A 23,765-nucleotide genomic window follows, 5' to 3' on the forward strand; every position below is an offset into this window, starting at 1 on the left:
CGGCTGCGGAGTGGAAGAAGAAAAATACGAAAGAGGAGAAAAAGATGAAGAGAATCGGAGCAGGAATCCTTGCGATGCTGCTGGCGGCATCTGTATTCGCGGGCTGTGCCGCGAAGCCGCAGGAGAGCAGCGCCATAGAGACGACGCCAAGTGCTGCAGAGACGAGCGCGGAGCAGACGGAAGCGAGCAAGGAAGCGGTAATTGAGCCGAATGCGGAGCCGGTGGATGTCCGGGTATCTGCGATGAAGGGACCGACGGCGATGGGAATGGTAGAGCTGATGGATCTCGTCGACAGGGGAGAGGTCAGCAGCAACCGCTATCACTTCGAGCTGCTCTCCGCTGTGGATGAAATCGCGCCGAAGATCGCGAAGGGAGAAGTCGACATTGCAGCGGTTCCGGCGAACCTTGCCTCGGTGCTTTACAACAATACGGAGGGACAGGTGCAGACGCTTGTGATCAATACGCTCGGCGTGCTCTATATCTGTGAGACCGGAGATGCGGTGCATTCTGTCGCGGATCTGAAAGGAAAGACCCTCTATGCGAGCGGAAAGGGAGCGACGCCGGAGTATGCGCTGCGCTATATTCTGGAGAAGAATGGCGTGAATGCGGATACGGATCTCCGGATCGAGTGGAAGAGCGAGCATGCGGAATGCGTTGCAGCGCTGGCGAGCGACCCGGAGGGGATTGCCCTGCTTCCGCAGCCGTTCGTGACAGCGGCACAGGCGAAGAACGACAAGATTCGCGTCGCGCTGGATCTGAATGAGGCGTGGAATGCGATTCAGAATAAGGACGACGCGTCCAGACTTCTGACCGGAGTGGTCATCGTAAGGAAGCAGTTTGCGGAGCAGAATCCGCAGGCGGTGAAGGATTTTCTGGAGAAATACAAGGCATCTGTGGCATACACGAATGCGAATGTGGCTGCCGCCGCGGCGCTCTGCGGCAGCTATGATATCATCGCAGAGCCGGTGGCGAAGAAGGCGATCCCTCTCTGCAATATCGTTTATATCGACGGTTCGGAGATGAAGGCATCTCTCGCGGGGTATCTCGGTGTGCTCTTCCAGCAGAATCCGAAGTCGGTGGGCGGCAAGCTTCCGGCGGATGACTTTTATTATGGCGCGGAGTAAGCGCCGGGAAATGAAGATACAGACTGTGCTTTTCTGGCTCCTTGTCTGGGAGCTGGGGAGCCGCAGTCTCCATCAGGAGATACTTCTGGTATCTCCTTTTTCTGTTATCCGGAGATTTTCTGTGCTGCTGCGGGAGAGAGAGTTCTATATATCCGCCCTGCTCTCGACGGGGCGGATACTGCAGGGCTTTTTCCTTGCGGAGCTCTTCGCACTTTTTTTGGCCGCGCTTTCTGCCCGTTTCCGTTTTGCCGCGGAAATGCTGCGGCCTCCGATCGCTGCGATCCGTGCGGTTCCGGTAGCCTCCTTCATTATCCTGATCCTGGTCTGGGTGCCTTCCCGTAAGCTTTCCGCAAGCATCAGCTTTCTGATGGCGCTGCCGATCCTCTATGAGGGTCTGCTGACGGGGATCCGGGAGTGCGATCGGGAGCTTCTGGAAATGGCGCAGGTTTTCCGGCTTTCCCCATGGGAGCAGCTAAAAACGATATGGTTTCCTGCGGTACTGCCGTATTTCCGGAGTGCCACGGTCACGGCGCTGGGACTCTCGTGGAAGGCAGGGATCGCCGCGGAGGTGATCGGGCTCCCGAAGCATTCCATCGGAGAGCAGCTTTATAATGCCAAGATCTATCTCGATACGGCGGATCTCTTCGCATGGACGCTGCTGATCGTACTGCTCTCGGCAGGACTGCAGCGGCTGTTCGAGACTATGCTCCGCCGGGGTATGGAACGGATGGAGAGGTTACAATAAAGCGTTCACCATGTGCGTTTACGATGAAAATACCACATAAAAAACAAAGAATTTCGCATGGTTTCATTCTCGATACAATGCTAAAATTATTTTAACTATAAAATAAATATTTTTAATAAGGAGGAGAGGAGATGAAGAAAAGCTTATTAAAAAAATGCATTGCATTGGGAATGACTCTGGGGATGCTTACGGGAACGTTGGCAGCCTGCGGATCTCCTGCGTCGGAGACGAAAGCGGCGCAGACGGATATGGCAACGGCAGGGAATGAGGATAACGGCAATGGCGGGGAGGTTACGCTTCGTCTGGTTCATTATATGGGGGAGCAGGCCAAGAGAGATGCTCTTGACCGGATTATCACGAAGTTTAATGAGCAGAACCCGAATATCAGGATAGATATTGAGATTGTAAACTCCGCGCAGTATATCGCTACTTATAAGAATTATATTGCGGCAGGCGACGCTCCGGATATCATGTTCGGCAAACCACAGAATATGACGGAATTTGTAGAAGGCGGTTATTTCATGGACTTGAAGGGTGAGGATTGTATGAAGAATGTCCTTCCCCTGCTCGTCAGGGAATGTACGCTTAACGGTGGTGTTTACGGCTTTCCTATCGACGCACAGGCCAAAGGCTGCTTCTATAATAAAAAGATGTTTGAGAAAGCTAACGTTTCGGTTCCGACGACTCGAGAGGAGTTTTTTCAGGTTTGTGATAGCTTTATGGATAAGGGCACCTATCCGCTGATTCAGCCGTATAACTTTATTCACGGTGTATTTCATGAACTGGATGCCTACTTTACAAGTATGGCAATCGCAAGAGGAATGCAGAGAGTGTGGATGGATTCTCAGGGTGGGGTCGCGATGCTATCGGACAATCCTGATGTGAAGGAAGCTTTTGAGATTTTTACAAAGATTTCCCGGTACAAGGATCCGGGGGACACGGCGGTGGATCAGGCACAGGGGATACAGAACTTCGCCGCGGAGCAGAGACCGATGTATATTAACGGCGGATGGCTGATTGGCGATACCATGGCAGCAAATCCGGACGGCAGCTTTGGCATGTTTCCGGTACCATGGTCCGATAATGCGGGAGAGAACAAGCTCTGGATCGGCATTGACGATTGTTTTGTGGTTTCTGAAAATACAGAGCATAAGGATGAGGTTATGACCTTTCTTACTTATCTTGCAGGCAATGAAGCATCAGAAATATGGATGGACACTGCAAAGCTGATGTCCAGCAATGTGAATGTATCTACAGACGGTGCGACACCGCTGATACAGGATATCAAGACATATATTGATGAGGATAAGATCGCTGCAAAGGCGGATGTTCCGGACTATACCTCCGAGTACTCCACAGCATTCCGTACCATCCTTCAGGAGTATGTTGCACTGGAGGCAGACCAGCAGGATGTTGCGATACTGCTTAAGGATATAGATGATGAGATCGCATCCATTAACGCGCAGAAATAAGCGCTTTTAGGGGGACTGAAAATCAGGGATGGTTATGGAGAAATCCATGCCTCTCTGATTTTTTTAGAAAGAGGAAGAAAATGAACCATAAGACGATAAGACGATTGGAGGAATTTTCATTTGTACTGCCAGCCCTCATTATGTTCATGATATTTGTAGCTTATCCATTTCTGCAAGGTATTCCGATGTCCTTTACGAACTGGGACGGTATGAGTGCAACCCGCATTTTCGTTGGATTAAAGAATTACCCCATGCTTTTTCAGGATAAGAATTTCGTTAACGCTACGAAGAATACATTGCTTTTCACCATACTTGCAATGGTATTTTCGAATATCCTGGGTCTTCTTTTTGCAGTTATGATTTCTAAAGCATCGAAGCTGAACAGTCTGCTGAGAACTTGTATTTTTATGCCATATTGTCTGAGCCTTGTGCTCTCCTCTTACATCTGGAGATATGTATACAGCGATGTTTTTTATGATAAGTTTGGAATTCCGAGTCCGCTGGGAAGCATGACATGGGTAATGTATGGACTGACGGTGATTTCAGTTTGGAGAGATGCGGGATACTGTATGGTTGTATATATCGCCGCGATGCAAGGGGTGTCGGAGGATTATTATGAAGCGGCAGATCTGGAGGGGGCGACGGTCTGGCAGAAATTCAGGATGATTACGATTCCGATGATCAGGCCTGCGATTACAGCCAACCTGACGCTGACGCTTGCCTGGGGAATGAAGGTATTTGACTATCCGATGGCGGCAACTGCGGGAGGACCCGGCAGAGCCTCTGAAACGCTTGCTATGCTGATTTATAACAATTTGTTTATCTACTATAAGGCCGGATATGGGCAGGCAATTGCGGTGATTTTCACTGTAACGATTTTTATTTTAAGCGCAGTTGTTTCGAGAATGCTGAGGGCAAGGGAGGTGGAGCTCTGATGTGTACGGGAAAAAACATAAAAAGCGGGATTTTCACAATTCTGAAGTGTGCGGTTGCGCTTCTTGTCGTATCTCCTTTTTACATTGCAGTCATTTATTCCCTGAAATCAAAGCCGGAGCTGGTGCAGAATCGATTGGCTTTTCCTAAAGCGATTCATTGGGAAAACTTTACGAACGCAATCAAAAGCTCTAATTTTGGGCTTGCTGTTAAAAACAGCTTGCTTTCAACCATGATTGCGGTTTTCTTTATTACAATTATCTGTTCCATGGCCTCCTATATGATTGCCAGAAAGAATAATCGCTTCTACAATACGATTTACTATATTTTTGTCGGGGCTATGATTATTCCGTTTCAGTCCATTATGACTCCGCTTTATGTCAATATGTTCCATTGGAGATTATTGAATAGGCTAAGCGGATTCGTCCTTGCGAAGATAGGCTTTCAGATTGCCTTCACTGTCCTTCTGGTGTCCGGGTTTGTGAAGAGCATTCCGAGAGAACTGGAAGAAGCGGCGGAAATTGATGGAGCCGGGGTGTATCAAGTATTTTTCAAGGTAGTATTTCCGCTTTTAAAGCCGATTATTGTCACATCTCTGGTGCTGAATACACTGAATGTGTGGAATGATTTCCAGATGTCTCTCACTCTGCTGCAAAGAAAAGAGGTGCGGAATGTTCCGCTGACGCAGTATTTCTTTTTTGGAGAGAATAACATTGAGCTTGGCTTGGCATTCGCATTATTTATTTTGTCTATGCTGCCGATTTTGCTTCTGTACCTGAGCTTGCAGAAATATATCATCAGCGGGATTACTTCCGGAGCAGTGAAGGGATAGTTTGGAGGAAATATGAAGCAGAATAGAAAAAGCGAGCAGAGAGACGAGAGAATTATCCCATGGAAATCTCTTTATTTTCGAATATTTCTTTTTGTTTTGCTGTACAGCTGTGTCTTTTTGTTTATGCTTCTTTATGTGTACCGGAGGAGCTATCATCAGTTTCGGTTGGAAAGTACGGCGCGCGCGGATGAGCTGACGGATCAGGTGCGAATGAATATAGGCAATACGCTTGCGAGTATCGCGGAAGACAACTTTCCTCTGTTCAGAACAAATGAGACCTTCGGAGCTCTGCTGGGAGTGAGGGAGAATAATGGTCTGAGCCTGCGGGAAGAGATTCAGCAACGCGTTGACCTTCAGAATGGGATGGTTCAGCTTCTGAATGAAAGCAGAAATATAGAGTGGATCGCATTGGCGGATGCGAAGGGAAACATTCATCTTGAAAAACATTCGCGACTTTCCTCGGCACGTATTACGGGGGACAGCATTTATCAAATTTATGAGGAAAAGTGCTGCTTTCTTCAAGGACGCAGGGGACACACCTATTGGTTTCTGAATCCCGAGACAGGGAATCCGATTCTTGCGAGAGCAATCTTTGATTACAGCGCGATGAGGTTTACCGGATATTTGCTTGCGGAAATCAATCCGGAGGTATTTAAAAGCATTTTTAAGAATCTTGATGAGAATTATACGGGAATATTCGGCGTGTATGGAATAGACGGAAGACTTTTTTACCAGAGCATCCCGGGTGGTCTGAATCAGACGCTAAAGCTTGAGGATGTGCTCCGACTGTATCGGGAAGAGGGAAAAATTCTGGCGATTTCTTATCCGCTCAATGGAGGAGAGGTGCAGGTTCTTAATTTGCTTGATGTGGAACAGCAAAGTATTACATACATTCGTCCTGTCAATGACTTTGCTGCTACGGGAATTGGTATGAGTATTCTGCTGATAGCGATAGGTGCCGCGGTAATGTTTGGCAGCACATCCCGTAAAATCAGGGTGATTATTCGAAACCTTACGAATATTTCTGAAGGAAGATTTCATGAATTTCAGACCTTCAAAAGAAAAAACGATGAGCTTTCTGTTATCAATACCAAGATTGAGGATACCGGAATGCGAATGGAGGTATTGCTCAGGGAACTGATTGCGGAGAAAGAAAAGCAGGAGAAGAAGGAATATGAGCTTTTGAATACTCGGTTCCATGAACTGCAATCACAGGTAAATCCTCATTTTTTGTTTAACAGCCTTCAGGCTATTAACGGGGTGGTTTTGATTAAAGGGGACAGGGAAGCCAGCCGTATGATCGGTATGCTTGCAAGGTTTCTGCGAGGTAGTCTGGAAAGAAAGGCAGAGACATGCAGGCTTAGAGAGGAAATACAGTATGTAAAGAACTATCTGGAGTTATGCAAAACGATTTATCCGGATCGACTGGAGCTTAAGTGGGATCTGGAAGAATGTCTGAACAACATGGAAATTCCCACATTTATTTTGCAACCAATTGTAGAAAATTCGGTCATGCATGGAATGATGGAAAAAATTGATACCTGCACGATAGAGATCAGAGCCTACAAAGAAAGTGGGAGGATGGTATTGAGCGTGTATGATGATGGGGTTGGGATTCCTGATAAGAGACTTGCAATGCTTCAGAACACAATGATGCAGTCAAAGCGGATCGGACTAAGCAATGTCAGAGAACGCCTTCAATTGGTATTTGGGGAGGATTTTTCATTAAAAATCAAATCGAAATACCGTAAGTATACACTTGTAAAGATTATTCTGCCGATGACAGAAGCTATCGATACTGTAGAAAATCCTGAACAAATTCAGGGCTGATAAAAGGAAGAGAGGGGAGCTTTGTTTTCCGTAGTGCTTATTGACGACAATAAAATCGCAGTAGAGGGTATCTGCAGATCCACAGACTGGAAAAAGTTCGACTGTGAGCTGATTGGAAAAGCATATAATGGGTTGGACGGATTAAAACTGATCTATAGAACAGATCCGGATATTGCCGTTATTGATATCAAAATGCCGGGGTTCGATGGGCTGGAGATTATTCGCAGACTGCATGAAGAGACGTATGATACACAGTTTATCATTATTTCCGGCTATGATAATTTTAAATACGCTAAGGATGCAATGCATTATGGGGTCAGTGATTATCTCTTGAAGCCGGTCATGGTAGAAGAGCTGGAGAGTGCTCTTACAAATGTTATTGCAAAAATACAGAAAAACGGCCGACATCAGATGGTGCGGAAGATGAGGGACATGCGTGGTGCGGAGCAGCAGCTCTATGCTATTCACTCGCGGCTTTCCTCGCTATCTCCGTCTGTCACAGAAGCGATACGCTATATTGATCGGCATATCGATCAGAACATAGCGTTGTCTGATATCGGAAAAGAGCTTGTCCTATCGACAGCTTATTTCAGTAAAATATTCAAAAAAGAAACGGGGCTTAATTTTGTGCAGTATGTGACACTGGTAAAGATGGAAAATGCAAGGAAACTTCTGCGTAATCCAAGGAATCGGGTCAATGAAGTGGCGAGAATGGTGGGGTATAAGGACTATCGCTATTTTTACGATGTTTTTAAAAGAATATATGGACACCCCCCGCATGACATCAAGGCATGAATAAACCGGAGGGCATACAAAAAATCAGATGGAGGCCAGTATGAATATTCATCATCCGGAAAATAAGAGAAAAGTGCCATCCGCATTGAGGTGTCTGGATGGAACAGAGGTCAGAACAGCGGAAGAGTGGCGTAGAAAGAGATGTCCGGAGATTCTGAAAATGTTCCGAGAGGAGGAATATGGATTACTCCCGGATCTTAAAAATATGAAGGTGGAAATCCGACTGGTGGATTCCCGCCGGAATCAGACCTTTATGGAAGGACAGGCGATTCGGCAGACGGTCGAGGTAGAAGCTGTACGAAATGGGAGACATTTTATTTTTTGTTTTACGGTATTTATTCCAGCGGGTGCGGAGAATCCGGTTCCCGCTTTTGTGACGGTGGTAAATCGAGGAATCAAGGACAGTGATCCATGCAGGCATTTCATGAGTCCGTTCTACCCGGCGGAAATGATTGTGGCAAGAGGCTATGCCTGTGCGGCATTTCGTACCCAGGAGATCGCACCGGACTATGAGGAGGGATTTACGACAGGGTTTCATCGTCTTTTTCCGGAATATGTGAAAAATCGTCCCAAGAATGCATGGGGGGCGATTGCCGCGTGGGCTTGGGCTGCCAGTCGGATCATGGATTATTTTGTTGAAGATCCGTTGATTGACGACAGCAGGGTTGCGGTGGTTGGACATTCCAGGGGCGGAAAGACGGCCCTCTGGGCAGCAGCACAGGACGAACGCTTTGCGATGGCAGTCAGCAGCTGTGCCGGCAATAGCGGAGACGCGATTTCAAGAGGTCCTAAGGGACATTCAGAAACCATTGCCGACATTACAGGCCGTTTTCCATATTGGTTTGCAGAAAATTACCGGAAATATGCGGGACAGGAGAACCGGCTTCCGTTTGACCAGCATATGCTGATTGCCCTGATTGCACCGCGGCATGTGTATACTACATCCAGAAGCTTTGATATCTGGGCGGATCCGGCGGGACAATTTGAGGCTTTGATTCAGGCGACACCGGTATTTGAGCTGCTCGGCGTTCCGGGGCTTATGACCTTTGAATATCCGCATAGCGAGCAGCCGCTTCATGAAGGACACATTGCGTACCATAGGAAGACCGGAAATCATGATATGGATGAATATGATTGGAATCAATTTATGGATTATTTTGACAGATTCGTGAGGTAAGCGCATATCGGGCGGGATCTATATCTTCCGGCGGCAGAGTTTCCGGCACCGGAAGCGTTTTATGTACGGTATGATTCCTTTACCTCCTGCAGGGGCAGCTTCGGGGCTACTGTCATAGAGTAGTTTGTATGGTAAATCACGAAGCCCGGTGCGGCGTTCGGCACCTTGCGGAGATTCTTCCGGAGCGTATAGTCGACATCTACCTTCGCAGACTGCCTCTGGGAGGAGAAGTAGGCGGCAAGAGATGCAGCTTCCTCGAAGAGCGAATCGGGGAGGGACTCGAGGGAGGCGCCGCCGGTCTTTACGATGACGTGGGAGCCGGGAACATTTTTCGCATGAAACCAGAGATCTCCGCCGTCTGCGAGACGGAAGCTGACTGCTTCATTCTGATAGTTGTTCCTCCCGACATAGATGTCGTAGCCGGTTCCGGAGACGAAGTGGTAGGGCTGTGCTCTGTCCTGCGCACGAACCTTTTCCCGGGAGACGCCGGACTTTTTCAGGAAGCCGAAATCCGCCATCTCCTTTCGGATCTCGCGGAGGTCTCCCTCGCCCTCGGCGAGATCCAGAGAGCTCAGGATGGACTGGAGGTGCAGAAGCTCCTGCCGGGATTCCGCGAGCTGGACATGGAGATTCTGCTCGGTGCGCTTCAGCTTGTCATACTTCTCGAAGTAGCGCTTCGCGTTTTCCTGCGCACTATATTCTGTACGGAGCGGGATCACGATTTCCTTCCCGTCATAGTAGTTTTCACATACAAGCTCCTTCTCACCGCCCTGAAGCGAATAGCCGTAGGTGTTGAGCAGCTCTCCGTAAATGCGGAACCTGTCTTTTGACTCACTGTCCCGGAGCTGCTTCTCCTGCAGGCTGAGCTTCTTCGTACAGCGCTCCAGCAGCGTGTGCAGGATCTTACGGAGATCTGTGGATTTCTGCCGGACACGGGAGCTCCTGTCCTTCTCTATGTGAAAGGTCTCGATCACTGCGGACATGGAGTCAAAGCTCTTCTCGCTGTAGCCGGCACTTCCCAGATACATTTGAAGCGGGATTGCGGAGAAATCCTGCGGTGCTTCCCCTCGGTAGAGGATACAGGGCTTCGTGCCCTGCTCCAGAACGGATTTCCTTATTATAGAAGAAAAGACCTGATAGAGCTGCCGGAGCGAGGATGCCTCCAGGCTGTTCGCCGGGAGATCCGGGTCTACGGCGGCGCGATAGCAGATTTCATTTGCGGTGAGGGCGCTGAGTCCGGTGAAATGCTGGTAGAGTGCCCGAAAAACGGGCTCGCCTGTGCCTTGCATGCCGGAGAGAAAATCTGCCTCGGAGACAGTGAGCGGGTTCTGCTTCCCGCTTGCGTCCGGAATGAAGTATTCGCGGTTCGGAAGAACCTCACGGACAGAGGACTGGGAGGCGGAGATCCGCTTGATGGCATCGATGATGCGATTATCCTCCCGAAGCAGAATAATATTGGAATGCTTTCCCATCAGCTCTATGGAGAGGAAACGTCTCCCAAGGTCTCCCATTTCGTCCAGATGCTCGATCTCGAAGAGAATGACGCGCTCGAGCCCGTCCTCCGAGAGATCCTGCGACGGCTGCCGGATCGAGAGAATGCTGCCGTTTCCGATGTGCTTCCGGAGCGTCATGCAGAAGGCGGGCGCGGTGAGGGGGGCTGTCCTGTTCTCTGTTGTGAAGCAGCAGAGCGGGAGGGAGGGGTTCACCGAGAGCTTCAGGCGGAAGCTCTCCTTCTGACGCCGGATCATGAGATGAATCTCGTCCTTCTCCGGCTGGGTGATTTTCGCAATCTTTCCGCCGAGCAGCTGCTCCCGGAATTCCTTTATGCTGGCGCTGACCACAAGTCCGTCGTAAGCCATATCGTTTGCCTCCTTAAATAAATATTCATGCGAAATATTTGTTTCTTGAAATGTGACGTTTTCACGCCGACTGACAGGGGCTTATACGGAATATTTATACTTGCCGATCCCTGCGCATATACGTTATACTTAAAGTTAAGCCCTCAGAGCGGCTTCCGCTGAAGTGCTTCAAAGCGGAAGCCGGGAGATTGCGGAAATCGGGAAGCGACAGGCAATCCGGATCTTAGTGTAAATGAAATCTGAGGAAAAAACAACTATGGCTCCGGACGGCCGTCGGGAGCAGGACAGGAGCAGGCATGGATTTAAGGAGCATGACCGGCTTCGGCGGGGCGGAGTCTTCCAGTGCAGACAGCAGGATCTCTGTAGAGCTGAAGTCGGTAAATTCGCGTTTTCTGGATCTCAATATCAAGATGCCGAAGTGCTTGAATGCGCTGGAGGCACGGATCCGTCAAAGGATAAAGACGAAGCTCGCGAGGGGGAAGGTCGATCTCTATATCACCTATGAGGATTATTCCGAAAGGGGGAGGAAGCTTCGGCTGAATATGGAGCTTGCGAGGGCGTATTTCGAGGCGATGCAGCAGATCGGCACGGAGCTTGGGCTCTCCCGGGAGGTTTCGGTTCGGCAGATCGCCATGCAGCCGGAGGTGCTGCAGCTCTCGGAGGAGGGGGAAGAGCCGGAGGCGCTCTGGGAGCAGCTCCGGCCGGCGCTGGATACGGCGATACAGCATTTCGTGGAGGCGCGGACGCTGGAGGGAGAGAACCTCGGAAGAGATCTCCTCACGAAGCTTTCCGAAATGGAGGAGCTTGTCTGCCGCATTGAGCTTCGAGCGCCGGAGATCGTCGCCAACTACGAGAAACGGCTTCGGGACAAGGTGACGGAGCTTCTCGGCGGGAGCGGGATAGAGGAGAGCAGGATCGTGCAGGAGGTTACGGTCTATGCGGACAAGGTATGCACGGATGAGGAGCTCGTCCGTCTGCACAGTCATGTGGATAATATGCGGAAGAAACTCGGACAGGGCGGAGAGGTCGGGAGAGAGCTGGATTTCCTCGCGCAGGAGATGAACCGTGAGGCAAATACGACGCTGTCCAAGGCGAACGATCTGATCGTCTCGGAGGATGCGATCCGGCTGAAGACCCTGATTGAGAAGATTCGGGAGCAGGTGCAGAACCTCGAGTAGGAGAAGGGAAGGGTATGGAAAAAGGCTTATTGGTGGTGGTATCGGGTTTCTCCGGCGCCGGAAAGGGAACCATTATGCGGGAGCTGATGGAGAGCTATGACAATTACGCGCTCTCTGTCTCCGCGACGACAAGAGCGCCGAGACCGGGAGAGGTGAACGGGAAGTCTTATTTCTTCGTTTCGAAGGAGGAGTTCGAACGGATGATCGACGCGGATCAGCTCGTGGAATATGCAAAATATGTAGATAACTATTACGGGACACCTCGGCAGTTCGTCGCAGAGCAGCAGGAGAGGGGGAAGGATGTCATCCTCGAGATCGAGATGCAGGGCGCGCTGAAAATCAAGCAGAGATTTCCGGAGGCGCTGCTGATCTTCATTACTCCGCCGAGCGCAGGCGAGCTTCGGAGCCGTCTAATCGGACGGGGGACGGAGACGGAGGAGGTCGTGAACCAGAGGCTCGGTCGTGCCATCATTGAATCCGAGGGCGTGGAGACCTACGACTATATATTGGTGAATGACCAGGTTGACACCTGTGTCAAAAAACTGCATAATCTAATTCAGGCTTCCCATGACAGGGCAAGCGTACATATGGATATTATTGAACAGATTAGAAAAGATTTGAGGAGGAACGAATATGCTGCGTCCAACATATAATGACCTGATCGGCGCTCTGAACGAGGGGGAGGACGACTCTGCAAAGGAAGTAGAGTCCAGATATTCCGTAGTGATCGCGAGCGCGAAGCGTGCGCGGCAGATCATCGATGGGGAGCCGCCGCTCGTGCCGGGGGAGGCGGGCAGGAAGCCGCTTTCGATCGCAGTGGATGAGATCTCGAAGCATGCGGTGACGATACAGAAGGGCTCCGAGGTAGACGACGAGCCGGTTTCTCTCAGCATGGAGAGAGAGGATTTTTCACAGTACGCGCTGGATGACGAGGAGGAGACGTACGAGGAGGAAGAGGAGAAGGAAGAGGAGGACGGAGACGGCAGAGAAGACGAGTACGAGGCAGAGTCCGACAGCGAGGCGGAATGAAGCTGTACATGGTATCGCTTGGATGCGATAAGAACCGGGTGGATTCCGAGAAGCTGCTCAGTAATCTTCTGGAGAAATACCCGGATTCCTCTGTGACCGGAGATCCGGAGGAGGCGGATATTGCGGTGGTCAACACCTGCTCCTTCATCGGGCCTGCGAAGGAGGAGAGCATCCAGACCATTATTGAGCTGGGGGAGTATAAGAAGACGGCGAGATTGAAGAAGCTGATCGTCGCCGGCTGCCTCGTAGAACGCTATCGCGACGAAATCCGGAAGGAGCTGCCGGAGGTGGATGAGATCGCCTCGGTCAGAGATTATGTGGATCGGCTGGACACCCAGATGGCGAGGGTGGAGAGCGGAGATCGTTACAGCAGCTATCTGAAAATCGCCGAGGGCTGCGATAAGTACTGTACCTACTGTATCATTCCGAGACTGCGCGGGCATTACCGCTCCGTGCCGATGGAGCATCTCCTCAGAGAGGTGCGCTCGCTCGCGGAAAGCGGGACGAGGGAGCTGATATTGGTAGCGCAGGAGACGACGCTCTACGGCACGGATCTCTATGGACGGAAGACGCTTCCGGAGCTGCTTTCCGGGCTCTCCGGGATAGAGGGGATAGAATGGATACGCATCCTTTACTGCTATCCGGAGGAGATTGATGACGCGCTGATCCGGGCGATCCGGGAAAATCCGAAGGTCTGTCATTATCTGGATATTCCGATCCAGCATTCCTCCGACCGTATCCTTCGGGCGATGCATCGTAAGACCCGTGAGGCGGAGATCCGCGAGCGGATCGCGAGGCTGCGCGCCGAGATTCCGGACATCGCGCTCCGGACGACGCTGATTACCGGCTTCCCGGGGGAAACAGAGGAGGACTTCGAGAACGTGAAGCGCTTCCTCAGAGAGCTTCGCTTCGACCGGCTGGGGGTATTCCCCTATTCGCAGGAGGAGGGAACCGCGGCGGCGCTGCTGCCGGGACAGCTTCCGGAGCGGCTGAAGAGACAGCGGCAGGACGAGCTGATGCGCCTGCAGCAGGAGATTGCCTTCGAGAAGGCGGCGGAGCAGGTCGGACGGCATCTCCGGGTGATGGTGACCGGCTTCGATCCGGAGAATGGGATCTACCTCACGCGTTCCTACATGGATGCGCCGGATATCGACAGTGTGGTATATGTGGCTGCGGGAAATGCGCGGAACCTGCTTTCCGGAGATATGTTCACAGTGCGCATCGTGGACAGCGACGGGTATGATCTGATAGGAGAGTTTGATGAATCTGCCGAATAAGCTGACAATGCTTCGGGTGCTGCTGGTGCCGGTCTTCGTGCTGCTCCTGCTCTGGGAGGAGGGGGCGGTGCAGGCGTTCCGGCTCGCGGCGCTCGCCGTGTTCTGCATCGCGTCCTTTACGGATTTTCTGGACGGACAGATCGCACGGAGATGCCATCTCGTGACAAACTTTGGAAAGTTTATGGATCCGCTGGCAGATAAGCTTCTGGTCTGCTCGGGGCTGGTCTGTCTGATTCAGCTCGGGCAGCTTCCGGCATGGTATGTTATTCTCGTCATCGCGAGGGAATTTATCATCTCCGGCTTTCGTCTGGTGGCGGCGGGCAGCGGTGTGGTGATTGCGGCATCCTGGTGGGGGAAGCTCAAGACGGTTTCGCAGATGCTTCTCCTGATGCTGCTGATCCTGAAGCTGCCGCAGATGTCGGCGCTGACCCGATTTTTTTACTGGCTTTCGCTGCTGCTGACGCTGCTGTCGCTTTTTGATTACATTGCGAAGAACCGCAGGGTGATTACAGAAGGGGGAATGTGATGGGAGAGAAAAGGGAGAAGAAGCTGCCGCAGCACTATGATGAGAGCGATCCGATCGAGGAGCAGGTCGTCAGACTCCTGCTGGAACGGGGACTGACGCTCACGACGGCGGAGAGCCTGACCGGAGGGCTGATCGCCGCGGCGGTCACTTCGGTGCCGGGTGCTTCCGAATGCTTCAAGCTGGGCTTCGTGACCTATTCCAACAAGGCGAAGCGCAAGCTCCTTTCGGTAAAGAAGGAACTGCTGAAAAAGGAAGGTGCGATCTCCGAGCAGACTGCGCGGGAGATGGCGATCGGCGCGCTCATGGAGTCTGAGGCGGATATCAGTGTATCCGTAACCGGCAACGCCGGTCCGGACGCGATGGAAGGAAAGCCGGTGGGGCTGGTCTATATTGGCTCCTGCGCGAAGGGGAAAACCAAGGTTTTGGAGTGCCGGTTCGAAGGGAACCGCCGGGAGATCCGGGAGCAGACGGTGAAGGAGGCGCTCCGGCTCGTTCGGAGGCTGATCCTCAGCCGCTTTGACTGATATGATTTTTTCGAAATCCATGTACTGGGGGGAGCATGCCGAGGGGCGCAGGCACTATATTCTCGAGAATCTACGGGAGCGCAGGCTCCAGATCGGCGCTTATGTGATCATCGCAGGACGGAATGGAAACCTCTATGAGATCCACCCCGCCGCATCGCTCTGTAACCCTGCGCTGGACAGTTCGGACTGGGAGATACTCGGTATCGGCTACGGATACCGGGATACCCTGCGGCTTCTTAAGAGGATGGTGGAGGAGAGATTTCAGAGATGATAGTATTGACAGTACTGAAGTGGATAGGGCTGTGCCTCCTCTTTCTGCTGCTGTTAATACTTTTTTTGCTTTTGCTCCTGCTTTTTCTTCCGTTCCGCTATGAGATCACCGCCGAGCGGGATCGGGAGCTGCCGGAGGGGGGCGAGAGGCGGTACCTGCTGGAGCTTCGTGTCGGCTGGATGCAGCGGCTGCTCAGCTTCGTTTTCCATATGGATAATGCAGGCAGCGTTTACCGGCTGCGTCTCGCCTTTCTGACGCTTCTCTCGGATGAGGAGCGGGGAGGAGAGCCGGATGCTGCGGAGACAGCGGAGAGAAATGCGCCGGAGGAGCTGTGATGGGAAGAATCAGAGATGCCGCGGGACGGCTCCGAATGCTTCTGAGAGAGGAGAACCGGGAGGCACTGCTGCTCCTCCTTAGGGAATGCGGCAGACTGCTTCACTATGCGAGGTTCCGGGAGCTGACCGGTGTGGCAGAGCTCGGGATGGAGGACCCGTACAGGATGGGGCAGGTTCTCTCTCTTTGCAGCTTCCTCTTTCCTCTCTATGGGGAGCAGCTTACGCTTACACCGTACTTTGATCGAAACGAGCTGTCCGGCAGGGTTCGGGCACGCGGGCAGCTCCGGCTGATTCACCTTCTGCTCGCACTCTTCCGGCTGCTTCGAAACCGGGAAATCAGGGTGCTGCTGTTCCCGGAGGGTTCGGGCAGGGCGGGGGAGCAGCAGGAAAAGTCAGAGAGAGAATACAGAAAGGAAGAAGCTCGATGACAGAGAACAATAATACAAAGGAAATCATGGAAGGCATCTTCCGGGGGATGGACGGGCTGATCAGCTCGAAGACAGTCGTTGGAGAGCCGATTACGGTAGGGGAAACGACCTTGATTCCGCTCATGGAGGTCAGCATGGGCATGGGCGCGGGCGCCTTCGCGCAGGACAAGGCGGCGAAGGGCAGGGGCAACGCGGGCGCGGGTGCGCTCAGCTCGAGGATCGTGCCGACGGCAATGCTGCTCTTGCAGGACGGCAAATGCAAGCTCATCAACATCAAGAATCAGGACACAATGACGAAGCTTCTGGATATGCTGCCCGACCTCATCGAGCGCATCAGCGGAGGCAGCAGAGTCTCCAGGTCTTCGGAGGAGAAGGCGCGGGAGCTGCTTTCGGAATCGGAGCCGGAGTTCACGGCGGAGGAGCTTTCGCTCGGATAAAAAAATGAAGAAAGGCTTGCATTCCCCTTGATTATTTGCTATCATACCTTAGTCGTGAATTTATGCGGCAAATTTTACAAGAGGGAGGTGCAACCATGGCTAAGTGTGCAATTTGTGAGAAGGCAGTTCACTTCGGAAATCAGGTAAGCCATTCACATAGACGTTCCAATAAGGTTTGGAAGGCAAACGTTAAGTCAGTCAGAGTTCAGGTAAATGGCGGTACAAGAAAGATGTATGTATGTACTTCCTGCTTAAGATCCGGAAAGGTTCAGCGTGCTATTTCCGGCTCCTCTGGAGCATCCGAAGTAGAGAATGCTTAATTTATCATTGCGTTATTGAGACACCGCGACTTAGCTCGCGGTGTCTCTTCGTATACTGCTTCTGCCCTTGACCGGGGCAGGTGAGGGGCTCCGTGCGGCTCGGAGCAGGCGCCTGCGGACGCCTCTCCTATGTTTCGCTTTTCAGAGGTTCCGACATAGTGTATACTTAGACTGTATTCCTAGGTTTATCGTTCGCTGTAAGAAAGGAAGATATATGAAGGGCATCTACACATCGAAAATGGGTGAAGTACAGATCACTACAGATGTTATCGCGACCTATGCGGGAACCACGGCGGTGGAATGCTTCGGCATCGTCGGCATGGCGAAGGTATACACGAGGGACGGCGGCATCGCCAGACTTCTGAAGAAGGAGAGTCTGACGAAGGGGATTTCCGTGCATATCGCCGAGAATGAGATCAACCTTGATTTCCATGTCATTGTGGCTTACGGCGTCAGCATTCAGGCTGTCGCGGACAACCTGATCGAGAATGTCCGCTATAAGCTGGAAGAGTTCACCGGAATGCGCGTGAACCGGGTCAATGTGTTTGTTGAGGGAGTGAGAGTGATCGACTGAGGCACAGCCGAAGGATTGTGAAGGAGGACTTTATCTGTGGGTAATCAGATAAATGCAAAAGAGCTGCAGGACGCCTTTCTGGCTGCTGCCGTAAATCTGAATGCGAAAAAGGATTATATTAACGAGCTGAATGTATTTCCGGTACCGGACGGAGATACGGGTACGAATATGACGATGACCATCCTGTCTGCGGCGGCAATGGTGCAGGAGATCGCGGAGCCGACCGTGGATAATGTCTCAAGAGCGATGGCATCCGGCTCTCTCCGCGGTGCGCGCGGTAATTCCGGTGTTATTCTTTCTCAGCTGATCCGCGGCTTCACAAAGGAACTCAGGGAGTGTGGGGAGACCGTAGACAGCCTGACCCTCGCCAGAGCCTTCAATCGCGCGGTGGAGACTGCATATAAGGCAGTAATGAAGCCGAAGGAGGGGACGATCCTGACCGTAGCGAAGGGCATGGCGGAGAGGATCACTGCGCTCTCTGTGAATGAGGAGGACTGCATTTCGCTCCTCGGGAAGGTGCTCGACTACGGCGATGAGGTGCTGGAGAAGACCCCGGAGATGCTTCCGGTTCTGAAGGAGGCGGGGGTCGTGGATTCCGGCGGACAGGGCTTGATGTGCGTTCTGAGGGGCGCGCTCGCCTCTCTCCGCGGAGAGAAGGTCGAGGGAAGCCTCACGCTTCATGCGGACAGCTCTGCGGAGGGGGCGCCGAGCCTCGGCACGGAGAGAGTCAGCCGGGGAGAGATCTCTACGGCGGATATCCGCTTCGGTTACTGCACGGAGTTCATGGTGAACGGGGATCACGAATTCACGGATGAGGAGGTAGAGAAGCTCAAGGAATGGCTGAACGGTGTCGGGGATTCGATCGTCTGCTTCTCGGATGAGAATGTCATCAAGGTGCATGTGCATACCAACCACCCGGGCGATGCCTTCGAGAAGGGGCTCACGATGGGCTATCTTTCCAAAATGAAGGTCGATAACATGCGGCTGGAGCATCATGAAACGCTGATCAAGGACGCGTCGAAGCTTGCCGCGATGGAGAAGCTCGCGGCAGAGCGGAAGATGGCAGAGCCGGAGAAGGAATTCGGCTTCATTGCCGTCTCCGCAGGAGATGGGCTGAAGGAGATCTTTACGGGGATCGGTGTGGACTATGTGATCTCCGGCGGGCAGACGATGAATCCGTCCACAGAGGATATCCTGAAAGCGGTGGAGGCGGTTAACGCAAAGCATATTTTCATTCTGCCGAACAACAAGAACATTATCCTTGCGGCAAATCAGGCAGCGGAGCTCGTGACGGACAAGGAGCTGCTCGTAATTCCGACGAAGACGATCCCGCAGGGCATCACCGCGATGATCGGCTACGATTCGGAGGCATCCGCGGAAGCAAACCGGGCGGCAATGACGGAGAACATCGGCTCTGTCGCGAGTGCGGAGATCACCTACGCGGTTCGTAACACGACGATCGACGGACACACGATCCGCGAGGGAGATATTATGTGCCTCGGAGATCACGGATTGCTTTCGGTGGAGAAAACGATTCCGGAGGCAGCGAAGACGGCGCTCCGGAAGCTCGTGAAGGAGGACTCCGAGATCATGACGCTGTACTATGGCAGAGACACGGAGGTATCGGCGGCAGAGGCGCTTAAGAGGGAGCTGCAGGAGAGCTTCCCGGGCGTAGAGGTGGAGCTGCAGAATGGAGGACAGCCGGTCTACTACTACTTTATTTCCGTAGAGTAGTCTCCGGAGCAGGTGGTACGGAAGAGGACAGAGAGGAGCTGCCGCAGCCGCGGCGGCTTTTTTGGATGGCGTCCCCGTCGTGCTGCCGCTCCGAATGGGCAGAGCAGTGCGTAAGGGCTGCTGCAGCAGCCGGGCTGAAGAGAGGAGAGGGATGCGCTTAACGGAGCTTCGGGGAATCGGAGAAAAAACGGAGAAGCTGTTTCAGAAGCTCGGTGTGAAAACGGTGGGAGAGCTGCTCTGTTATTTTCCGAATACCTATCTTTCCTATGAAAAGCCGGTTCCGATCGCGACGCTCGAAGAGGGAGAGACGGCGGCAGTGCTGGGGATACTCGAGCGGGATGCGGCGGTACTTCCCCGGAACGGACGGAAAATGACGACAGTCACCGTACGGGATGACAGCGGAAGGCTGCAGCTCTGCTGGTTCAATGCGCCCTTCCTCCGTTCTGTGCTGAGGGCGGGCACCGCCTTTGTGTTTTATGGAAAGCTTCGACGTTATCGGAGCAGCCTGACGATGAATCAGCCGCGGATCTTCCGGCAGGAGGAGTACGCGGAGAAGGCAGGCAGATTGGAGCCGGTCTACGGGCAGACGAAGGGGCTCGGAAACGGGGCGATACAGAGGGCGGTGCGGCAGGCAGTTACGCTCCTTGGCGAAGAAGGGGCAGTGCGGGTATCGCAGGAGGATTTTTGTCTCGGGCGGCTGCTCCTTGACTTCGTGCCGGAGAGCATACGGTATAACAGGCGGCTGCTCCCGATTCGGGAGGCAGTGCGAAGCATTCACTTTCCGGATACCATGAAACAGTATCAGGAGGCGCGGCGGCGGCTCTCCTACGATGAGCTCTTTCTCTTTTCGGCAGCGCTTCTGGACAGGAAGCGCCGTACGGAGGATTGCCCTTCGGATTACCGGATCGAACGGCAGCCGGAGAGCTGCGCGCTCCTTAAGCATCTGCCGTTCCGTCTTACGGACGGGCAGGCGGCAGCGCTGGAGGAGATCCGGACGGATCTCGCCTCCGGCTATGTGATGAATCGTCTTTTGCAGGGGGATGTGGGCTCCGGTAAGACCATCCTTGCCTTTCTCGCGATGCTGGATACAGCATTGTCCGGCTTTCAGGCGGCGCTGATGGCGCCGACGGAGCTTCTCGCCCGCCAGCATTATGATAAGCTCTGCGCGCTGCTTTTGCAGCACGGGCTTCCGCTCAGGGCTGTGCTTCTGACCGGCGGGATGAGCGCGGGGGAGAAGCGGGAAGTGTATCAGCGGATCGCGGATGGCACGGTGCAGCTCGTGGTCGGGACGCACGCGCTCTTTCAGGAAAGAACAGAGTACCGGCAGCTTGCTTTGGTTGTGACCGATGAGCAGCACCGCTTCGGTGTATTGCAGCGGAGGGAGCTAACGGAAAAGGGAGGCAGACCCCATGTCCTCGTAATGTCGGCGACGCCGATTCCGCGGACGCTGGCTCTGCTGCTCTATATCGATATGCAGGTGTCCCGGATCACAGAGCTTCCGAAGAATCGGCTCCCGATCCGGAACGCGGTGATTCAGGATCAGGAGCGGCAGAAAGCGTACCGCTTCCTCTACGGAGAGATCCAGAGGGGCAGACAGGCATATTTGATCTGTCCTATGATCGAAAAAAATGATACGATAGAGCTTCGGAATGTGGAGGAGGAGCTGCCGAGGTTACGCGCTGTCTTCCCGAAGGAGGTGCGGATCGCGGGACTTCACGGCAGGATGAAGGCGGAGGAAAAGGAGCGGGTCATGGCGGCGTTTCTCCGCCATGAGATCGACCTGCTGGTGTCCACGACGGTGGTGGAGGTCGGTGTGGACGTTCCGAATGCGACGGTGATGCTGATCGAAAATGCGGAGCGCTTCGGTCTGGCACAGCTGCATCAGCTTCGGGGGCGCGTTGGCAGATCGGAGCTTCAGAGCTACTGCATTTTTCTGGATGAGAAGAATTCAAAGAGCTCCAGAGAACGTCTTTCAATTCTTGCCGCGAGCAATGACGGCTTTCATATCGCAGAGGAGGATCTCCGGCTGAGAGGGCCGGGCGACCTCTTCGGTATCCGGCAGTCCGGAGAGCTGCTGTTTACGATGGCAGATGTGTATCAGGACAGGGAATTACTCGCGCAGGCGGCGGAGGATGCGCGCTATCTCTTCTCGAAGGACGCAGAGCTGCGGCTGCCGGAGCATGAACCGCTTCGGCTGCGGCTCGCCGCGTATCTTGAGGAAAGCGGGACGCTGTAGCGCGGCAGCAGGAGTAAGACGCGCGGCTTACGGGCGTGCGCATTGAATGAGAAATGAGGGAAAAATGAGAGTAATTGCAGGGACGGCACGGCGGCTTACGTTGAAGACCTTGGATTCGATGGATACCCGCCCGACGCAGGATCGGATCAAGGAAACTCTTTTTAATATGCTGCAGTTTGACATTCCGGACGTGGAGTTTCTGGATCTTTTCGCCGGTTCCGGCGGTATCGGGATCGAGGCGCTGTCCAGAGGCGCACGCTTCGCGGTCTTCTCGGACAATAATAAGGCGGCAGCAGAATGCATACGGGAAAATCTGCGTCACACACGGCTTACGGAGCGGGCGGAGCTGATTCAGGGCGACTATATGATGGCGCTGAACCGGCTCCGGAACCGGGGACATCATTTCGGCATCGTTTTCATCGATCCGCCCTACGGGCAGGGGCTGGAGCGGAAGGCTCTCTCCCTCCTTCACGGCATGGATTATGTTTCGGAGGATACTCTTTTTATCATCGAGGCGGCGCTTCGGGATGATTTTTGGGATGCTGAAGCGCTGGGCTATGAGATCATCCGTGAAAAGATCTATAAGTCCAATAAGCATGTCTTCCTGAGACAGAAATAAGAGGCGGCGTATGAAGATAGCTCTGTATCCGGGCTCTTTCGATCCGGTGACCTTCGGGCATCTGGATATTATCGTGAGAGGCTCGAAAATTGTCGATAAGCTTGTGGTCGGTGTCCTGACAAACAGTGCAAAAAGTCCGTTGTTTTCCATGGAAGAACGTGTTAGAATGATTAAGGATTTGACGAAAGACATGGAAAATGTAGAGGTCGCGGCTTTCGACGGGCTGACGGTGGACTATGCCAGACGCTGCGGTGCGACGATCATATTGAGAGGGCTGCGTGCAGTCACGGATTTTGAATATGAGTTGCAGCTGGCGCAGACGAACAAGGTGATCGCAGCGGATATCGATACGATCTTTTTGACGACGAATCTGAAATATTCTTATCTGAGCTCCAGTACGGTGAAGGAGATCGCCAGCTTTGGAGGAGATATCCATGCTTTTGTCCCTGAAAATGTGATGGAAAAAATGAAGGATCGATGGAACAGGTGAATAGGGATGAGTAGCAGAATAGAACAGTTGATCGGCGAGATTGAGGATTATATTGACAGCTGTAAGTATCAGCCGTTATCCAATACGAAGATTCTGGTAAATAAGGAAGAGATGGAAGAGCTTCTGGTCGAGCTGCGTCTTCGTGTGCCGGAGGAGATCAAGAAGTACCAGAAGATCATTTCCCAGCAGGAGGCGATCCTGCAGGACGCGAAGGTGCAGGCGGACGGGATGCTGAAGGATGCGAAGGCGCAGACGGAGGAGATGATCTCGGACAATGAGGTGATGCAGCAGGCGTACCTTCGCGCGAATGAGCTGGTGCAGCAGGCGCAGGCGCAGGCAGACCTGATCGTAAACAATGCGGTTGCGGACGCGAATAACATCCGCAGCAATGCCATCAAGTATACGGATGAGATGCTCGCGAGTCTGGAGACGATCGTGAGTCACAGCATGGGAGAGGCGCAGAGCCGCTTCAATGCCCTGCTGTCCTCCCTCCAGAATTCCTGCGATATCATCACGAGCAATCGGAGGGAGCTGTCGAAGTCCTTCGTGCAGCAGGGAGAGAATACTGCGGAGGGAGCTGCCCAGGAGCCTGTACAATAATCCCCATGCCGAAACCTTCGGCACTGCCAATCCTATAGCTCCTGCGCGTCATTCCGCTGTCAAATGTCCGAATACTCGCGCAAGCAGGCTTGCCTTGCGTTGGTCTGCTTGACAGGGGACTTATATAATAAAAGTATTGACAGTGGATAGCTGATCTGATATGATACATGGGTCGCAGCGCGGGAGATACAGCAAAGCGACTCTGATATGGCGAATTGGTCAAGCGGTTAAGACGCAGCCCTCTCACGGCTGAATCCCGGGTTCGATTCCCGGATTCGTCACTTGTTTCGAAAGAAACGGTAAAAGCTAAGATCTATGGCGAATTGGTCAAGCGGTTAAGACGCAGCCCTCTCACGGCTGAATCCCGGGTTCGATTCCCGGATTCGTCACGAAAAACCCTCCGAGTTTTCTCGGAGGGTT

26 protein-coding genes and 2 tRNA genes are annotated in these 23,765 nt (G+C 52.9%); 27 read left to right on the forward strand and 1 reads right to left on the reverse strand.

Translation table 11 applies throughout. The features are described from left to right. Positions 1-44: 44 nt before the first annotated feature. The 8 genes from HW273_RS04865 to HW273_RS04900 all read left to right on the forward strand — a co-directional run bounded on the left by HW273_RS04865 (position 45) and on the right by HW273_RS04900 (position 8,908). Positions 45-1,124 carry an ABC transporter substrate-binding protein gene (locus HW273_RS04865; protein WP_179010708.1) on the forward strand — a complete coding sequence of 360 codons (1,080 nt, stop codon included), beginning with the start codon at positions 45-47 and terminating at the stop codon, positions 1,122-1,124. Further along, positions 1,111-1,869, forward strand: a complete 759-nt coding sequence (locus HW273_RS04870; RefSeq protein ID WP_243206745.1) for an ABC transporter permease — start codon at positions 1,111-1,113, stop codon at positions 1,867-1,869. The genes HW273_RS04865 and HW273_RS04870 overlap by 14 nt, the downstream gene beginning before the upstream one ends. 131 nt (positions 1,870-2,000) lie before the next feature. Beyond that, complete coding sequence (locus tag HW273_RS04875) at positions 2,001-3,341, forward strand: ABC transporter substrate-binding protein (RefSeq protein WP_179010710.1); 1,341 nt, start codon at positions 2,001-2,003, stop codon at positions 3,339-3,341. 80 nt (positions 3,342-3,421) lie between these two features. Further along, positions 3,422-4,276, forward strand: coding sequence for a carbohydrate ABC transporter permease (locus HW273_RS04880; RefSeq protein WP_179010711.1), 855 nt, complete (start codon positions 3,422-3,424; stop codon positions 4,274-4,276). Continuing rightward, positions 4,276-5,106, forward strand: coding sequence for a carbohydrate ABC transporter permease (locus HW273_RS04885; protein WP_179010712.1), 831 nt, complete (start codon positions 4,276-4,278; stop codon positions 5,104-5,106). The genes HW273_RS04880 and HW273_RS04885 overlap by 1 nt, the downstream gene beginning before the upstream one ends. 12 nt (positions 5,107-5,118) lie before the next feature. After that, a complete protein-coding gene (locus HW273_RS04890; RefSeq protein WP_179010713.1) occupies positions 5,119-6,936 on the forward strand; it encodes a cache domain-containing sensor histidine kinase in 1,818 nt (605 codons plus the stop codon). A gap of 21 nt (positions 6,937-6,957) precedes the next feature. Further along, positions 6,958-7,731: a response regulator transcription factor gene (locus HW273_RS04895; RefSeq protein ID WP_179010714.1), complete on the forward strand. Its 774-nt coding sequence runs from the start codon at positions 6,958-6,960 to the stop codon at positions 7,729-7,731. A 40-nt stretch (positions 7,732-7,771) separates the two neighbouring features. Next, a complete protein-coding gene (locus HW273_RS04900) occupies positions 7,772-8,908 on the forward strand; it encodes an alpha/beta hydrolase family protein (protein ID WP_179010715.1) in 1,137 nt (378 codons plus the stop codon). Between the two features lie 59 nt (positions 8,909-8,967). Here the strand turns inward: HW273_RS04900 and HW273_RS04905 are convergent, their stop codons facing one another. Continuing rightward, positions 8,968-10,767 carry an Rqc2 family fibronectin-binding protein gene (locus HW273_RS04905; protein ID WP_179010716.1) on the reverse strand — a complete coding sequence of 600 codons (1,800 nt, stop codon included), beginning with the start codon at positions 10,765-10,767 and terminating at the stop codon, positions 8,968-8,970. Between the two features lie 296 nt (positions 10,768-11,063). On the opposite strand from HW273_RS04905, the gene HW273_RS04910 reads away from it, so the two are divergent. The 19 genes from HW273_RS04910 (at position 11,064) to HW273_RS05000 (ending at position 23,734) form a co-directional block, all read left to right on the forward strand. After that, positions 11,064-11,945: a YicC/YloC family endoribonuclease gene (locus HW273_RS04910; protein WP_243206746.1), complete on the forward strand. Its 882-nt coding sequence runs from the start codon at positions 11,064-11,066 to the stop codon at positions 11,943-11,945. A gap of 14 nt (positions 11,946-11,959) precedes the next feature. Next, a complete protein-coding gene (gmk, locus tag HW273_RS04915; RefSeq protein WP_179010717.1) occupies positions 11,960-12,598 on the forward strand; it encodes a guanylate kinase in 639 nt (212 codons plus the stop codon). Then, positions 12,579-12,974: a DNA-directed RNA polymerase subunit omega gene (rpoZ, locus tag HW273_RS04920; protein WP_179010718.1), complete on the forward strand. Its 396-nt coding sequence runs from the start codon at positions 12,579-12,581 to the stop codon at positions 12,972-12,974. The genes gmk and rpoZ overlap by 20 nt, the downstream gene beginning before the upstream one ends. Further along, positions 12,971-14,251, forward strand: coding sequence for a 30S ribosomal protein S12 methylthiotransferase RimO (gene rimO / locus HW273_RS04925; protein WP_179010719.1), 1,281 nt, complete (start codon positions 12,971-12,973; stop codon positions 14,249-14,251). The genes rpoZ and rimO overlap by 4 nt, the downstream gene beginning before the upstream one ends. Then, the gene (gene pgsA / locus HW273_RS04930; RefSeq protein ID WP_179010720.1) at positions 14,235-14,777 is read left to right on the forward strand and encodes a CDP-diacylglycerol--glycerol-3-phosphate 3-phosphatidyltransferase; all 543 of its coding nucleotides are present in this window, start codon (positions 14,235-14,237) and stop codon (positions 14,775-14,777) included. The genes rimO and pgsA overlap by 17 nt, the downstream gene beginning before the upstream one ends. Then, complete coding sequence (locus tag HW273_RS04935) at positions 14,777-15,301, forward strand: CinA family protein (RefSeq protein WP_179010721.1); 525 nt, start codon at positions 14,777-14,779, stop codon at positions 15,299-15,301. The genes pgsA and HW273_RS04935 overlap by 1 nt, the downstream gene beginning before the upstream one ends. Position 15,302: 1 nt before the next feature. Further along, positions 15,303-15,572 carry a hypothetical protein gene (locus HW273_RS04940; RefSeq protein ID WP_179010722.1) on the forward strand — a complete coding sequence of 90 codons (270 nt, stop codon included), beginning with the start codon at positions 15,303-15,305 and terminating at the stop codon, positions 15,570-15,572. Next, the gene (locus tag HW273_RS04945) at positions 15,569-15,907 is read left to right on the forward strand and encodes a hypothetical protein (RefSeq protein ID WP_179010723.1); all 339 of its coding nucleotides are present in this window, start codon (positions 15,569-15,571) and stop codon (positions 15,905-15,907) included. The genes HW273_RS04940 and HW273_RS04945 overlap by 4 nt, the downstream gene beginning before the upstream one ends. Continuing rightward, a complete protein-coding gene (locus HW273_RS04950) occupies positions 15,907-16,335 on the forward strand; it encodes a hypothetical protein (RefSeq protein ID WP_179010724.1) in 429 nt (142 codons plus the stop codon). Before HW273_RS04945 ends, HW273_RS04950 begins: the two co-directional genes overlap by 1 nt. Continuing rightward, complete coding sequence (locus HW273_RS04955) at positions 16,332-16,772, forward strand: GerW family sporulation protein (protein WP_179010725.1); 441 nt, start codon at positions 16,332-16,334, stop codon at positions 16,770-16,772. The genes HW273_RS04950 and HW273_RS04955 overlap by 4 nt, the downstream gene beginning before the upstream one ends. Positions 16,773-16,867: 95 nt before the next feature. Then, positions 16,868-17,092 carry a 50S ribosomal protein L28 gene (rpmB, locus tag HW273_RS04960; RefSeq protein WP_179010726.1) on the forward strand — a complete coding sequence of 75 codons (225 nt, stop codon included), beginning with the start codon at positions 16,868-16,870 and terminating at the stop codon, positions 17,090-17,092. Between the two features lie 214 nt (positions 17,093-17,306). Then, positions 17,307-17,666, forward strand: coding sequence for an Asp23/Gls24 family envelope stress response protein (locus HW273_RS04965; RefSeq protein WP_179010727.1), 360 nt, complete (start codon positions 17,307-17,309; stop codon positions 17,664-17,666). Between the two features lie 36 nt (positions 17,667-17,702). After that, complete coding sequence (locus HW273_RS04970) at positions 17,703-19,400, forward strand: DAK2 domain-containing protein (RefSeq protein ID WP_179010728.1); 1,698 nt, start codon at positions 17,703-17,705, stop codon at positions 19,398-19,400. Between the two features lie 94 nt (positions 19,401-19,494). Beyond that, positions 19,495-21,636, forward strand: coding sequence for an ATP-dependent DNA helicase RecG (gene recG, locus HW273_RS04975; RefSeq protein ID WP_179012438.1), 2,142 nt, complete (start codon positions 19,495-19,497; stop codon positions 21,634-21,636). A 64-nt stretch (positions 21,637-21,700) separates the two neighbouring features. Further along, positions 21,701-22,255, forward strand: coding sequence for a 16S rRNA (guanine(966)-N(2))-methyltransferase RsmD (gene rsmD, locus HW273_RS04980; protein WP_179010729.1), 555 nt, complete (start codon positions 21,701-21,703; stop codon positions 22,253-22,255). A gap of 10 nt (positions 22,256-22,265) precedes the next feature. Next, positions 22,266-22,745 carry a pantetheine-phosphate adenylyltransferase gene (gene coaD / locus HW273_RS04985; RefSeq protein WP_179010730.1) on the forward strand — a complete coding sequence of 160 codons (480 nt, stop codon included), beginning with the start codon at positions 22,266-22,268 and terminating at the stop codon, positions 22,743-22,745. A 6-nt stretch (positions 22,746-22,751) separates the two neighbouring features. Continuing rightward, positions 22,752-23,345, forward strand: coding sequence for a vacuolar family H+-ATPase subunit H (locus HW273_RS04990; RefSeq protein WP_179010731.1), 594 nt, complete (start codon positions 22,752-22,754; stop codon positions 23,343-23,345). Between the two features lie 209 nt (positions 23,346-23,554). Beyond that, positions 23,555-23,626: transfer RNA gene (locus HW273_RS04995), tRNA-Glu, on the forward strand. 36 nt (positions 23,627-23,662) lie between these two features. Continuing rightward, positions 23,663-23,734: transfer RNA gene (locus HW273_RS05000), tRNA-Glu, on the forward strand. The last annotated feature ends 31 nt before the right edge of the window (positions 23,735-23,765 follow it).

It is taken from the genome of Oribacterium sp. oral taxon 102 (genome assembly GCF_013394775.1).
In the GTDB taxonomy this organism is placed as follows: domain Bacteria; phylum Bacillota; class Clostridia; order Lachnospirales; family Lachnospiraceae; genus Oribacterium.